Source organism: Ligilactobacillus agilis DSM 20509 (assembly GCF_001436215.1).
Taxonomy (GTDB): Bacteria; Bacillota; Bacilli; order Lactobacillales; family Lactobacillaceae; genus Ligilactobacillus; species Ligilactobacillus agilis.
The window spans coordinates 70,694-84,255 of sequence record NZ_AYYP01000060.1 but is presented as its reverse complement, the minus strand read 5'-3'; the positions used below and the strand labels follow the sequence as shown (position 1 = coordinate 84,255).

At 42.8% G+C, this 13,562-nt stretch carries 12 protein-coding genes; 1 reads left to right on the top strand and 11 read right to left on the bottom strand.

The window, feature by feature from the left end:
- Nucleotide 1: 1 nt before the first annotated feature.
- From pknB to gmk, 8 genes are all read right to left on the bottom strand, one after another.
- The gene (gene pknB / locus FC14_RS07040) at nt 2-1,918 is read right to left on the bottom strand and encodes a Stk1 family PASTA domain-containing Ser/Thr kinase (protein ID WP_056977024.1); all 1,917 of its coding nucleotides are present in this window, start codon (nt 1,916-1,918) and stop codon (nt 2-4) included.
- A complete protein-coding gene (locus FC14_RS07035) occupies nt 1,918-2,661 on the bottom strand; it encodes a Stp1/IreP family PP2C-type Ser/Thr phosphatase (protein ID WP_056977084.1) in 744 nt (247 codons plus the stop codon). Before FC14_RS07035 ends, pknB begins: the two co-directional genes overlap by 1 nt.
- 1 nt (nt 2,662) lies before the next feature.
- Nucleotides 2,663-4,021 (bottom strand): 16S rRNA (cytosine(967)-C(5))-methyltransferase RsmB, encoded by a 1,359-nt coding sequence (gene rsmB / locus FC14_RS07030; RefSeq protein WP_056977083.1) that lies wholly within the window; start codon nt 4,019-4,021, stop codon nt 2,663-2,665.
- The gene (gene fmt, locus FC14_RS07025; RefSeq protein ID WP_056977023.1) at nt 4,011-4,967 is read right to left on the bottom strand and encodes a methionyl-tRNA formyltransferase; all 957 of its coding nucleotides are present in this window, start codon (nt 4,965-4,967) and stop codon (nt 4,011-4,013) included. The genes rsmB and fmt overlap by 11 nt, the downstream gene beginning before the upstream one ends.
- Nucleotides 4,968-4,979: 12 nt before the next feature.
- Complete coding sequence (gene priA, locus FC14_RS07020) at nt 4,980-7,400, bottom strand: primosomal protein N' (RefSeq protein WP_056977082.1); 2,421 nt, start codon at nt 7,398-7,400, stop codon at nt 4,980-4,982.
- A gap of 9 nt (nt 7,401-7,409) precedes the next feature.
- Nucleotides 7,410-8,597 carry a bifunctional phosphopantothenoylcysteine decarboxylase/phosphopantothenate--cysteine ligase CoaBC gene (gene coaBC / locus FC14_RS07015; protein ID WP_056977022.1) on the bottom strand — a complete coding sequence of 396 codons (1,188 nt, stop codon included), beginning with the start codon at nt 8,595-8,597 and terminating at the stop codon, nt 7,410-7,412.
- 145 nt (nt 8,598-8,742) lie between these two features.
- Nucleotides 8,743-8,940 carry a DNA-directed RNA polymerase subunit omega gene (rpoZ, locus tag FC14_RS07010; RefSeq protein ID WP_050611188.1) on the bottom strand — a complete coding sequence of 66 codons (198 nt, stop codon included), beginning with the start codon at nt 8,938-8,940 and terminating at the stop codon, nt 8,743-8,745.
- The gene (gene gmk / locus FC14_RS07005) at nt 8,937-9,557 is read right to left on the bottom strand and encodes a guanylate kinase (RefSeq protein ID WP_050611189.1); all 621 of its coding nucleotides are present in this window, start codon (nt 9,555-9,557) and stop codon (nt 8,937-8,939) included. The genes rpoZ and gmk overlap by 4 nt, the downstream gene beginning before the upstream one ends.
- 209 nt (nt 9,558-9,766) lie before the next feature.
- On the opposite strand from gmk, the gene FC14_RS07000 reads away from it, so the two are divergent.
- Nucleotides 9,767-10,162, top strand: coding sequence for a hypothetical protein (locus tag FC14_RS07000; RefSeq protein WP_056977021.1), 396 nt, complete (start codon nt 9,767-9,769; stop codon nt 10,160-10,162).
- A gap of 79 nt (nt 10,163-10,241) precedes the next feature.
- Here the strand turns inward: FC14_RS07000 and glnA are convergent, their stop codons facing one another.
- The 3 genes from glnA to FC14_RS06985 all read right to left on the bottom strand — a co-directional run bounded on the left by glnA (nt 10,242) and on the right by FC14_RS06985 (nt 13,354).
- Complete coding sequence (gene glnA / locus FC14_RS06995) at nt 10,242-11,585, bottom strand: type I glutamate--ammonia ligase (protein WP_056977020.1); 1,344 nt, start codon at nt 11,583-11,585, stop codon at nt 10,242-10,244.
- A 25-nt stretch (nt 11,586-11,610) separates the two neighbouring features.
- Nucleotides 11,611-12,000, bottom strand: coding sequence for a MerR family transcriptional regulator (locus FC14_RS06990; RefSeq protein ID WP_050611192.1), 390 nt, complete (start codon nt 11,998-12,000; stop codon nt 11,611-11,613).
- A gap of 88 nt (nt 12,001-12,088) precedes the next feature.
- Complete coding sequence (locus FC14_RS06985; protein WP_056977019.1) at nt 12,089-13,354, bottom strand: methionine gamma-lyase family protein; 1,266 nt, start codon at nt 13,352-13,354, stop codon at nt 12,089-12,091.
- Nucleotides 13,355-13,562: the final 208 nt, after the last annotated feature.

Genomic DNA, 13,562 nt, shown 5'->3' with positions numbered 1-13,562 from the left:
ATTAATGATCTACATTATTATTTTCAGCAATTACTTGTCCATCACGTACCACCTTAAACTTACCAGTTTCTTCAGGCTTCAAGGTAAAGGTTAGTGAGAAATTCGTGTCCTTGGTAATTGTAGCCGTTTGGTAGACGTCACTATATCTATGGTTACTATCTGCGATGTAGATTTGGACCTTATTGTTTCCGGCGTTAGTAGCGGCATAAGGAACCTCAACGTCAAAGCTAAAGGTGGTTGCCCCCGTAGTCGTATCAGTTGATGAGCTAGCTGCATTACTGCTAGTGTAGCTACTACCATCATTTTTAGCAATCGTAACCGTTAAGGTATCGCCTGCTTTAACCTTAGTGCCAGCCTGTGGCTGTTGGGCGATTACCATTCCTGGTAAAGAGGAACTATCCGCCTCATTAACTACCAGTTTTAAACCTAAGTCGTTTGCGTAATCTTGGGCACTTTTTTCGGTATAGTTACTCAAATCACGCAGGCGTTCACTCTTAGCCCCGGCACTAACGGTGAAGATAACGTTAGTTTCATTAAAACTAACTTTTTTGTGTGCACTAATACTTTGACTAATTATTCGGCCCTTAGCCACTTTATTTGAATACTGCCCCGTCTTAGTAACACTAACCCCTTTTTTAGTCAGCTTTTTAGCTACCGTCTGATAATTCTGGCCCCGGTAATCTCCAAACGGCTCTTTACGCTGGCCCTTAGATAAGACCACGTCAATTTTACTCTTTTGTTTAACAGTCGTATCCGGTTCGGGGTTGGTTGTAATAATTTGGCCACTATAATACTTAGAACTATAATGACGTCTAATCTTGCCTAGCGCTAACTTTTCACCGTTGAGACTTTCCTGGGCTTCAGCAATCGTCATCCCCCGTACGTCTGGAACGGTAACTTCTTTAGGACTCATCAACAAGTAAACCAGTCCCGCTATTAACATCAAACTTACAACTAGCAAGCCACCTAGCAAGACTTGTCGCCGTTTCTTAGTGAACTTTTTTGGGGGCTGACTTGCCTCATCCTTAATGTTAGGCAGAACCATGGTCTCTGCTTCCACCTGCTGACGTCCATGCCACTTAGGCTCGTTAAGTCGGCTTTGATCTAAAGCGTTACTCAAATCCATTTCCATCTCATCGACGTTTTGATAACGGCTGGCTAAATCTTTAGCCGTCGCATGGAGGACCACATTTTCTAGTGATTGTGGAATCTGTTGGTCATATTCCTTAACTGAAGGCATCTCACTTTGGTAGTGTTTTAAAGCAATCGCCACCGCCGTTTCCCCTTCATAAGGAACGTGACCCGTTAACATTTCAAAGAGAATAATTCCTAAAGAGTAGATGTCGGATTGCTTGGTAATAATACTTCCCCGCGCCTGCTCAGGAGAGATGTAATGAACCGACCCCATCAAGGTATTAGTCCTGGTCATGGTATCTTCTGCTACCGCCACCGCAATCCCAAAGTCAGTAATCTTAATATTACCCTCAGTATCTATTAAAATATTTTGGGGTTTCAAATCCCGGTGGATAATTCCGTGACGGTGGGCTTCCTTTACAGCTGACAAAATTTGGAGCATGATTTCAACCACCCGTGGATAGGTTAGGGGGTGATGACTTTCGATATATTCCTTTAAATTAGTGCCAGGTACATATTCCATCACTAAATACTGGAGCCCATTTTTTTCGCTAATATCATAAATATTAACAATGTGCGGGTTGGATAACTCGGTTAAAGCCCGGGCCTCCCTATGAAATCTCCTTAAGGCAGCAGAATCATCCCGCAAGTCTAACCGTAAGATTTTAATCGCTACTTCCCGGTTTAAAAAGATATCTTCAGCCAGGTAAACCGTAGCCATTCCGCCTTCCCCAAGGGTGCGAATAATTTTATAACGTTCATTTAGTAAGTATCCGGCCTGCATTAGCTACTCACCTCACTATCTAAGTGAACAAGTAGCAAGGTAATGTTATCTAAGCCCCCGGCTTGATTAGCCAAGGAAATTAGTTGCTGACACTTGCTAGCTAAATCTCCTGCTTCTTCTAAGACCTGTTGCAGTTGCGCTTCAGACACCATATTCGTTAACCCGTCACTGCAAAGTAACAAGTAGTCATTTAGCTTACTAGGATAAATATTAGCTTCCAACTTAGCAGAAGTAGAAATTCCTAAGGTACGCGTAATAATATTTTTTTGCGGGTGACTTTGGGCTTCTGCCGGACTAATTTTACCTTGCTTAACCAACTCATTAACTAACGAATGATCCTCCGACAATTGGAGGAGTTGACCATCACGCAATAAATAACCCCGGCTATCTCCAATATTTGCTAGAACAAATTCATCCGCAAAAACTAACACGCACACCAAAGTCGTCCCCATTCCGTGTAGATCACGGTATTGGGCCGCCTTTTCTAAAATCACTTCATTTTCTGCACTCACAACTTGTTGGAGCCACTTTAGCCCGGCTTGAGCCTCATAAAAATCAGTCTGTTCAAATTGATAACCCAAGTGAGAGACTGCCATTTCCGAAGCTACCTCACCACCTTGGTGACCTCCCAGTCCATCTGCTACAATTCCTAAGACTATTCCAGCCTTATTCTTGAAGTAGCCTACGCTGTCTTCGTTATTTTTTCTCGCTTTACCTACATCACTTCGATAGCTGACCTTCACTTTAATCATCCCCTAACTTTTTCTTTTGCAAGTTAGCAATAAAAAAGCCGTCTGATAGGTAATCATCAGGATAAATCGTCAATCCTAATTCTTGTCTATCAGCTTTCAAATTATACGCTGTCTTAGTTTTAACTTGTTCAAACTCAGGGTGCTTAGCCAAAAAAGCAGTCACCACTCTTTGGTTTTCCTGGCTAAGAATGGTGCAGGTACTATAAGTCAAGTAGCCACCTTCCTTTACACTGGCGGCCACTGCATCCAGGATTGCTAATTGAATTTTACTTAAATTTTGTGAATCTTCTTCAGACTTACTATACTTTATCTCTGGTTTCCGGCGTAACAATCCTAACCCAGAACAAGGTGCGTCTACTAAGACCTTATCGAATTGGCCTGCTTTAAATTCAGTTGCTACCATCCGGGCATCCAGTTGTTGGGGGGTAACTAAGTTTGAAACTTGCGCCCGCTTCGCATTTTCTGCGATTAACTTCACCTTGTGCTTATGAATATCTAATGCAACTACCGTCCCAGTTGTTAGTCCCATCGCAATCTGAGTGGTTTTTCCCCCAGGAGCAGCACAGGCGTCTAACACTTGTTCAGGCCCAGCAATAGCCATCGATTCTACTGCTAGCATCGCACTTTCATCTTGGACGATAACTTCCCCCGCCTTAAAAGTGTGACTAGCAGGGACAAAGCCCCCACTAACTCTTAATGCTAAGGGGGTTACCGGACTAGTTGTTACCTCAAAGCCTTCTGCTTGCAGCTTTTCTCTAGCTTGAGTCGGACTGACAAGCTTGGTGTTAACCCGGACGGTTTGCTCAGGGGCTTGGTTAATACTTGCTAAGATGCTCCTAGCCTTAACTAAACCAACTTCACCAATTAACTTTTCTACTAGCCACAAGGGGCAACTGGCTTCAACACTTAAGCGTTCAGTTTCATCTGCAATTAAAGCCGTCGACCGTAGTCCCTGGCGTTCAATTTCATGCAAGACCCCCGTAACGAACCTACGAACTCCTTCATGGCCTCTAACCTTAGCAATTTCAATACTTTCGTTAAAAACGGCCCGCTTGGGAATTTTATCTAAATACTCCAACTGATAAATAGCTACCAAGAATAAAACTTCGACCCAAGCTTCTAACTTAGCCGGTTTCTTAATAAAGGGCTTTAACCAGTAACGAAGCGTTAATTGGCGCTGAATCACCCCGTAAACAAGGGTAGTTAGCAGGTGGGCATCACGTTTGTCTAGTTGGTACTTAGTGATAGTTTGGTTCAAAGCCAAATTGGAGTAGGACCCCTGTTTAAAGACCCGGGTCAAAATTTCAACCGCTAAATAACGGGGCGAAGCTTTAAGTTTTCTATTTGGCACCAATAATTACCTGCCCTTCACGTAAACCTTGACCCACCCCATTTAAGTAAGCCGTCACTTGCATCCGGGGCTTGCCAGCCGGTTGTAACTCATTTACCTGGTAAACACTACCGTCAGCGGCTGCTAACTTTAATTCATGCTTAGTCACGGCAACAACTGCCCCCGCAGGCAAGCTAGTTGTTTCAGCTAACGGGGTCACATCCCAAAGTTTAGTCCGTTTACCGTTAAAGTTTTCAAAATAAGCCCCAGGGGCTGGACGAAGAGCGCGCACCTTCCAGTCTATTTGCTTGGCATTTAAAGTTAAGCTTAATTTTTCTTCTTCGGGCTTAATTGTTGGTGAAAAGACCACTTGGCTTTCGTCTTGTTTTTGTGCCACCAGTTCACCTGCAACTAGTTTAGGTAGGGTGGCTAATAAGGTATCCCGCCCTAGGATACTCATTTTGGCAAAAATTGAGCCAGTATCATCATGCGGACCAATTGGTAATTTAGCTTGAGCTAGCATGTCACCAGCATCCATCTTCTTAACCATGTAAATAATAGTGACCCCGGTTTCTTGATCACCGTTCATAATTGCGTATTGGACCGGTGCGCCCCCACGATACTTAGGAAGCAGTGAGCCGTGAACGTTGACGGCCCCAACCTTAGCGGCAGCAATCAACTTAGTAGGTAAGAATTGTCCAAAAGCCGCCGTGACAATCAAGTCAGGCGCTAAGGAAATTACCCGTTGCATCTCCTCGCTGCCACTCAACTTTTGCGGTTGTAAGACTTCGATGCCATGCTTAAGTGCTACTTCTTTAACCGGTGACGGGGTTAAAATCCGCTTCCTGCCGACAGGTCGATCCGGTTGTGTCACTACTGCTAACACTTCGTAATCATTGGTTTGAATTAATCCTTCTAAAATTGGGGCTGCAAACGCAGGGGTCCCCATAAATACAACTGATGTCATTATTTCACGTCCTTAAATAAAATTAATTGGTTCCCTATCAATCACAATCCTCAAACCTTGGCGTTCTTCTTTTTGACTGATAAGAAGTAAATGTTGCAGGTAATCTTCCAGTAAACTTTCCCGCTTATACTTTATTACTAACTGATAATAATAGCGGTTATTAACCCTCATCACAGACCGTGGACTCGGCCCTAAAATTTGTGCTGTGGGCGATAAGACTTGCTTTAGTTGCCCTGCAATCTGAAAAATCTTTTTAGCCGCCGTGGCTTCATCGCGGTAACTAGTCGTAATTTTAATCGTATAAAAGTACGGTGGGTAACCTCCTCGGTGACGCACCGCCATTTCCATTCGAAAGTAGCGTTCATAGTCTTGCTTTTGCGCCAATTTAATCGCGTAATTTTCGGGATTAAAGGTTTGAATCAGCACTTCCCCCTGTTTTTGCGCCCTGCCAGCCCGACCGCTAACCTGGGTTAACAGTTGGAAAGTACGCTCACTTGCCCGAAAATCCGGCAATTCCAAGGCGGTATCTGCGTTTAAAACTCCGACTAACGTTACGTTAGGAAAGTCCAAGCCCTTGGCAATCATCTGGGTGCCTAGTAAGATATCGGCCTTTCTAGCCCCAAACTGCCGTAATATTTTTTCATGGGCACCTTTTTTGCGGGTAGTGTCTACGTCCATCCGCAAAATCCGGGCGGTTGGCAATAACTCTTTTAGCTCCGTTTCCACCTTTTCGGTCCCGGTGCCGTAATAGCCAATCCGCTTACTATGGCAACTAGGACATACGGAAGGAATTCCTTGTTCATGCCCACAATAATGACACCGCATTGAATGACTATCTAAGTGCATTGTGAGCGAGATGTCGCAGTTAGGACACTTTAAAACAAAGCCGCACTCCCGACACATTGCAAACGACGAATATCCCCGCCGGTTAAGCATTAACACTACCTGCTCTTTTTGGGCTAACTTCTGTTTAATTGCCGCCAAAAGTACCTGAGAAATATCTTGAACTGGCGCTGTCATTATTTCTTTTTTCATATCAATTAGACTAACGGCTGGCAAGGCCTTGCCATTTGCCCGGTGCGTTAATTTTAACCAGCCGTAAACCCCTTTTTGCGCCCGGGCTCGGGTTTCCAAGCTTGGAGTAGCACTGCCTAAAATTAACGGGCAAGCATGATACTCACTGCGCCAAATTGCCACATCACGGGCATGATAGCGGGGCATATCATCTTGTTTATAACTGGCCTCGTGTTCTTCGTCCATAATAATTAACCCTAACTTAGGTAATGGAGCAAAAATAGCCGACCTTGCCCCAACCACTACCTGGGCTTCTCCACGCTCAATCCTACGCCACTCATCATACTTTTCGCCGTCGGATAGGCCACTATGGAGCATGGCAACTTCCTTGCCAAAGCGTGCTTTTACCTGACTGACCATTTGGGGGGTCAGCGAAATTTCGGGAACTAGTAATAAGGCTTGTTTACCCTGGGCTAAGACATGAGAAATCGCATGTAAATAAACTTCGGTCTTGCCACTACCTGTTATCCCTTGAAGTAAGAAAGTCTGGGCCTTACCTTCATCGCTAGCTTGATTAATCGCTTGAACGACTTGGGCTTGTTGCGGAAGAAGGCTCTTAGCCTCGGTTTTTACCACCTCTTGCTTATAGGGGTTACGATAACTTTCAACTTTACTTTGCTTCAGCCAGCCCTTTTCAGCCCCTGCTTTAAAAATAGCCGCACCTAAGCCCGTTTTTGCTTGGGCATTTGCTTGAAAGACCTCTTTATCAAGTGGCAAGGTCTGGAGGTAGTCTAGTAATTGGGCTTGTTTTTTAGCTCCCTTTCTCAGCTTAGTCTTGGCAGCCTGCAACTCTGTTTCGCTAAGGCTACGCTTAATTGCCAAGACTAGCTTAGACTTAGCCCGGTCTTTGACATGATAATTAATTTCTATTTTACCCTGCTTACTCAAAGGCGCTAGCAGCTTTTTTTGTTCGGGGCTTAACTTGGCTAAAGCTAGTTCATCTTTTTGAGCAAACATTTCCCTAACCGCTGGCGTAACCTCTGAGGTCGTTAAACTCACAGTTTTTGTGTAAGCTGCTTTCATCGCCGCCGGAAGCATCGCCTGTAGACACGTAATCTTAAAAGCATAAGTATAACGTGCTAACCAGTCCGCCATTTGCAACGCCTCTTGGTTTAAGACCGGCCGTAAATCCTGCACTTCTAAAATAGGTTTTAGCTTAGCGCTGCTTGTTAAGGGATTTTCAGCACTAACTGCTACCACAAAGCCTTGCACCCGTCTTTTTCCCCGACCAAAACCGACTACAACTCTCATCCCAGCTTCAACTTGCCCAGCTAATTCTGGGGGAATCACGTAAGTGTAAGGCTGATTGGTTTGCATGGTAGCGACGTCAACAATCACTTGTGCATACTGAGTTTTCATTTCATCCACCTACATCAACCTAACAATTTCATCAAGAATGGCTCCGGCTATCACCTGTTTAGAAGCCCGCTTTAAATGCTTTGGCTCTTGGTTTTTAGTTAGCAATGTCACTTCGTTACTGTCACTGGCAAAACCAATATCCTTGCGAGCAACATCATTAGCAACCAGTAAATCCAAATTTTTCTTAGTCAACTTAGCCTGAGCGTTTGCCAACAGATTTTCTGTTTCGGCAGCAAAGCCTACTAAAAGTTGGTTGCGCTTAGTTTGGCCTAGACCAAACAGGATATCTTCATTTTTTACCAACTCTAAGTGCCAACTAGCATTTTCCTTCTTGATTTTTTGACTTGCTACTTTTTTAACCCGGTAATCCGCAACTGCTGCTGCCATTATTACTACGTCTGTAGTAGGGTAGGCTCGTTTGACTGCTGTTGCCAACTCGGCTGTGGTCTCAATTCCTATAAATTTAACTCCCATAGGCTGAGGGAGCGCGCTGGGTCCAGAAATCAAGGTGACCTCTGCGCCACGCTGAGCAGCCGCGCTTGCTAGGGCGTAGCCCATTTTACCACTAGAGCGGTTAGCAATGTAACGCACCGGATCAATTTCTTCATGCGTTCCCCCCGCGGTAACTACCACCCTTTTTCCCTTTAAATCCTGCTTAACTTCTAACTGTTGAACTAACCAAGCATATATTTCTTCAACTTCAGGCATCCGGCCTTGGCCTTCATACCCTTCCGCTAAAAAGCCCCGCTTAGTCTCTAAGACTTTAATACCGTCTGCTTGTAGGCGGGCCAAATTTCTTTGGGTTGCTTGATTAAGTAACATGTGCTCATTCATTGCTGGCACAACATACTTAGGACAGGTACTAGCCAGTAGGGCCGTGGATACAAAGTCGTCGGCCAAGCCCGTAGCCATTTTGGCGATAATGTTAGCCGTTGCTGGAGCCACGATTGCTGCTTGACTCCAATCAGCTAAATCAATGTGAGGCACAAAGTCTTGATTATTTTCAGCAAATAAATCTGTATAAACTTGGTGCTTGGTCAAAGTTGCCAACGTTAAAGGTTGAATAAACTTCTGGGCTTCCTTGGTCATTGCCACTCTGACCTGGGCCTTATTTTTAATGAACATTCTAACTAAGCTCACTACCTTATAACTAGCAATTCCTCCGCAAAGATAAACTGCAATTCTTTTTCCTTCCACGGCACTTCCTACCCTTCAAAATAATCTAGTCTAATTGTATCAAGTTTCACCTAAGATACCAAGTTATAATGGTTTGCCATCAACGCCAACAAAAAAGGGACAAAAGAAATTGTTCTTTCATCCCGTAAGTATTTCTTAATTCAGTTTAGTCCTGCTTAATTTTCAAATCACCAGCAACAACTTCTTCAAGCGCCTTGCCAACACTTTTAACTGATTCATACTCGCTTAACATTGGTAATTCACCAGCGTCTAATTCGTGTGCCCGCTTAGATGCTAACATAATTAGCGAGTAACGTGAGTCTACTTCTTCCAATAAATCATCTACAGAAGGATATAAAATCATTTCAATACATCTCCTAGTTGTTTTTTATAATCTGGCAAGAAACGTTTTACGCGCCAACGTTCCGCCCGAATAATCGTCTTAATCTTTTCGGCAGCCGCTTCAACTTCATCATTAACCACGGCATAGTCGTAATTTTGCATCATTTCGATTTCATCAACCGCTTTTTTCATCCGCATATCAATGACGTCTAAATCGTCAGTGCCCCGATTTACCAAACGTTGTCTTAATTCCATTAAGTCTGGGGGCGTCAAAAAGATAAACAGTCCATCCGGTACTTTTTCCCTAACCTGCATCGCGCCCTTAACTTCGATTTCTAAAAAGACATCCTTGCCTTCATCCAACATCTCATTGACATATTTTAACGGGGTTCCGTAATAATTGTCAACGTACTGAGCATATTCCAGCATGCCACCTTCAGCGATTTCCTTTTCGAATTCTTCCTTGGTTACGAAATAATAGTCCTTACCATTAACTTCTCCAGGACGCATTTGTCGAGTGGTCATTGAAACAGAATAATCAAACTTATTATTATCCTGGGCAAAAATTGCCTTTCTTACCGTTCCTTTACCAACTCCAGATGGTCCAGAGAGCACTATTAACATTCCTCTTTTCGACATGCTTGAAAACTCCTCAAAATTATAGTGTTAACTATTATATTGCACTTATTTTTAATTTTTTGCAAGCCTTGATTGCTAAATCTGGACCTAATTTTATTTAGTCACCAAAAAATCAAACGTATTTTTGAAAAAAAGACTTGCGTTTTTGAACGCTTGTTCTTATAATATAAATAAAGTCACGAACGGATGTTTTTAGGAGGGATTTTTACATGTCACTTTTACAACACAAATTACTACAATCACCTTTTATCAAGCACTTAAAGACCACCCTATCCCAGCAAGTTGAAAACTTTTTTGCCCCTGGTTGGCAAGAAACTGCCACTGAGTCGGAAATAACTACCCCGGTACAAATCATGCCTCTTTTCCAGGTCGAGTTGTTCATCAACAAGGCTATTATTAAACGCCAACCAGTGCAACTCGCCCTTAAAACTCCAACTGGAATCGAACAATTAACCGGCATTTTACACTACCAGTCAGTCAAGGGACAACAATTACTGATTCTACGGCAGGCCAATGTCATGCGGCCTCTTAAAACAATGGATGTTCTCTACATCCAACTAAGCCCGACTACCAATCAACTAACTAACTACCGTGAACTTGCCTAGCAGGTCTAATTAAAAAACGCTTGAAATCAGTCATTAAAACTGATTCCAAGCGTTTTTCACGTTTTTTACCCTTATTAGCTTAGTACATTTCTAAGTATTGATCGCGTTCCCATTGAGAAACTTCTAACCGGTAAGCATCCCATTCAAGCCGCTTACCTTCCATGAAGTTAGAGTAAAGGTGGTTGCTTAAAGCATCCTTAATCACTTCATCTTCACGCATTGCTTTTAAGGCATTGTGAAGGGTAGATGGTAAGTCAACAATTCCGGCAGTCTTTCTTTCATCTTCGGTCATAGAATAGATGTTTCTATCAACTGGTTGAGCAGGTTCAATCCTATTCTTCAACCCATCTAAACCAGCAGCCAATACTGCAGCTACAGCCATGTATGGGTTAGCTGATGGGTCTACTGACCGCAATTCTAACCGTGTAGAAGCACCACGTGCTACTGGGACACGAACCATTGGTGAGCGGTTATGGCCTGACCAAGCAACGTAAACAGGGGCTTCATACCCTGGAACTAAGCGCTTGTATGAGTTAACTGTTGGGTTAGTTAGGGCCGTAAAGTTACGGGCATGTTTTAAAATCCCGCCTAAGAAGTAGTATGCTTCCTTAGAGAGTTGTTCTTGACCATTTTCGTCAAAGAAGGCATTACCATCCTTAGTAAACAATGACATATTCAAGTGCATCCCTGAACCATTAATTCTTTCAAGTGGTTTAGGCATGAAGGTAGCATGCAAGCCGTGCTTTCTAGCTACCGTCTTAACTACGAGTTTAAAGGTTTGAATGTTATCACAGGCCGTTAAAGCATCAGCATACTTAAAATCAACTTCGTGTTGACCAGGAGCTACTTCGTGGTGTGATGCTTCAACATCAAAACCTAACTTTTCTAATTCCAACACAATATCTCTACGGCAATTTTCACCCAAGTCCATTGGTGCTAAATCGAAGTAACTACCATGGTCGTTCAAATGAGTGGTTGGTTTGCCTGTTTCAGGATCTAACTTAAATAAGAAAAATTCTGGTTCTGGCCCGATATTAAAGTCAGTAAAACCTAATTCTTTCATTTCATCTAAAATGCGAATTAAGTTGTTACGAGGGTCACCGTAAAATGGTGTCCGATCAGCATTATAAACTTCACAAATAATCCGCGCTACCTTACCATGTTCATTTCCCCAAGGAAAAATCATCCAAGTTGATAAGTCTGGGTAAAGCCACATATCACTTTCTTCAATCCGAACAAAACCATCGATTGATGATCCATCAAACATTAGCTTATTATCAAGCAATTTATCCAGCTGACTGATTGGCACTTCAACATTCTTGATTGTCCCGTATAAGTCAGTAAACATTAAGCGTAAAAATTTAACATCTTCTTCTTTAGCAATCCGGCGGATATCATCCTTGGTATAAGTAGCCTTTGCCATTTAAACTCGCTCCTTGTAATCTATTTTAGAGATTGCGATTATTTCTGAAAGAAAAGCCATCATTCTTACTTAAACCACTAACATTGATGAATTCATCCCGTAAAATACGCCGGACATCTTCGTCAGTTAATGGCTTAGAACGCTGAGCCTGTTTTTGAGCTTCCTTTTGGGCCTGCTCTTCGTAAATCCGCTTAATTCCCGCCATATTGATGCCATCAGCTAGAAAATCCTTAATTTCTAGTAACTTATCAATATCATTTAGGGAATACATACGCCGATTTCCCTCATTACGTTCAGGAATAACCAATCCCTGCTCTTCATAATAACGGATCTGCCTTGCGGAAAGGTTCGTTAATTTCATAACTGTCCCAATCGGTAAAACGGCCTGTGAACGCCGGAGCTCTTTTTCCTTCATAACAACCCTCCTCTGAATTACAAGCCTATAATAACAAGCCTAAAATCGTTTGTCAATAACCAATGTTAGATTTTATAACATTAACTTTTTAACCTTGATAAAAAGTCTCGTTAACCGCATTTGAAATTGCAATCTTAACGTGTTCGTAAGAAAGTCCCCCTTGAATATAGAGGGCGTAAGGCTCACGCAATGGACCATCACTAGATAATTCTACAGTTGAACCTTCAGTAAAACTTCCCGAAGCCATAATCACTTGATCTTCATAGCCATCCATGTAACTAGGAACCGGATCAACATATGAATTTAAGGCGGAATAGTGCTGAATACATGCACAGAATTTAATCATCGGTTCTGGTTGATGGAAGATTACCGTTTGAACTAAGTCGGTTCTAGGCGCGTCCCAGGCAGGGGAAACTTCGAGTCCCATTTCTGCTAACAAGGCCGCTGTATAAATTGAGCCCTTAATAGCCTGCACAGTTGTATGGGCTGCCATAAAGAAACCTTGGTAAAAGTCACGCATATAACCCCAGGTAGGTCCTTCTCCCTTCCCAACTCCGGGAGCTACTAAGCGTGCAGCCGCCCCTTCAATCAAATCATGGCGTCCAACTAAAAAGGCCCCGCCTTTAACGATTCCAGCCCCTGCATTCTTAAAGAGTGAACCAGCCATTAAATCAGCTCCATAAAAAGTTGGTTCAGTTGTTTCCGAAAACTCACCATAGCAGTTATCGATAAAAATTACTGCCTGTGGGGCGACTTGTTTTACGAACTCAATCATCTCTTTGATTTCAGCAACCACAAAACTATCCCGGGTAGCGTAACCTCTTGAACGTTGAATAGCTACTACCTTGATACTCTTGTCTGCTAACAACTTTTCTTTAGCGGCTTGATAATCCACCTTACCATTGGCTAACAAATCAGTGTAAGCAAAGTTAATCCCGTATTCCTTCATCGTCCCCGGATTATCACCAGCTACCCCAATTACTTCTTGGATTGTATCGTATGGCATTCCGGTTAGGTAATAGAGCGTATCGTTAGGCCGTAAAACACTAAATAGTGCCGTTGCAATCGCATGCGTTCCGGACACTAATTGTGGTCTAACGTAGGCATCTTCGGCCTTAAAATAATCTGCAAAAATTTTTTCTAATTTTTCGCGCCCAATATCGTCATACCCATACCCGGTTGAAGAAACCAAGTCTTCTTCCGAAACCTTGTGCTTTCTAAATAACTCTAACACCCGTTGTTGGTTATAAAGTGCCTGTTCATCCATCTCTGCTAACTTAGGCGCAATCTTGGCCTCAACTTTACTGATTTTTGCTTGTAATTCTTGCGGAAATTTTGCCTTCCAATCCATCATTTTATAGTCCACTGCTATACAAAATGTAGAATAACATAGAAAAGCGTGTAGCTTCTTCTACATTATCAGAAAGAATATAGTTTTCCTTTCCTAATTTTATTTACTACCGTCAACACCAGTATTCCCATATCCCAACTTGGGGGTAATGACAGTGACTGACTCTTGTAGCTCAAGGGTGTAGCCCACCCCCATTGATTTTTACAGTAAG

Bases quoted from the DNA above. Each gene is read 5' to 3' on its own strand.
- gmk (WP_050611189.1), bottom strand. From the start codon at position 9,557: ATGTCGAAAAGAGGAATGTTAATAGTGCTCTCTGGACCATCTGGAGTT.
- glnA (WP_056977020.1), bottom strand. From the start codon at position 11,585: ATGGCAAAGGCTACTTATACCAAGGATGATATCCGCCGGATTGCTAAA.
- FC14_RS06990 (WP_050611192.1), bottom strand. From the start codon at position 12,000: ATGAAGGAAAAAGAGCTCCGGCGTTCACAGGCCGTTTTACCGATTGGG.
- priA (WP_056977082.1), bottom strand. From the start codon at position 7,400: ATGAAAACTCAGTATGCACAAGTGATTGTTGACGTCGCTACCATGCAA.
- FC14_RS06985 (WP_056977019.1), bottom strand. From the start codon at position 13,354: ATGATGGATTGGAAGGCAAAATTTCCGCAAGAATTACAAGCAAAAATC.
- pknB (WP_056977024.1), bottom strand. From the start codon at position 1,918: ATGCAGGCCGGATACTTACTAAATGAACGTTATAAAATTATTCGCACC.
- fmt (WP_056977023.1), bottom strand. From the start codon at position 4,967: ATGACATCAGTTGTATTTATGGGGACCCCTGCGTTTGCAGCCCCAATT.
- rpoZ (WP_050611188.1), bottom strand. From the start codon at position 8,940: ATGATTTTATATCCTTCTGTAGATGATTTATTGGAAGAAGTAGACTCA.
- FC14_RS07000 (WP_056977021.1), top strand. From the start codon at position 9,767: ATGTCACTTTTACAACACAAATTACTACAATCACCTTTTATCAAGCAC.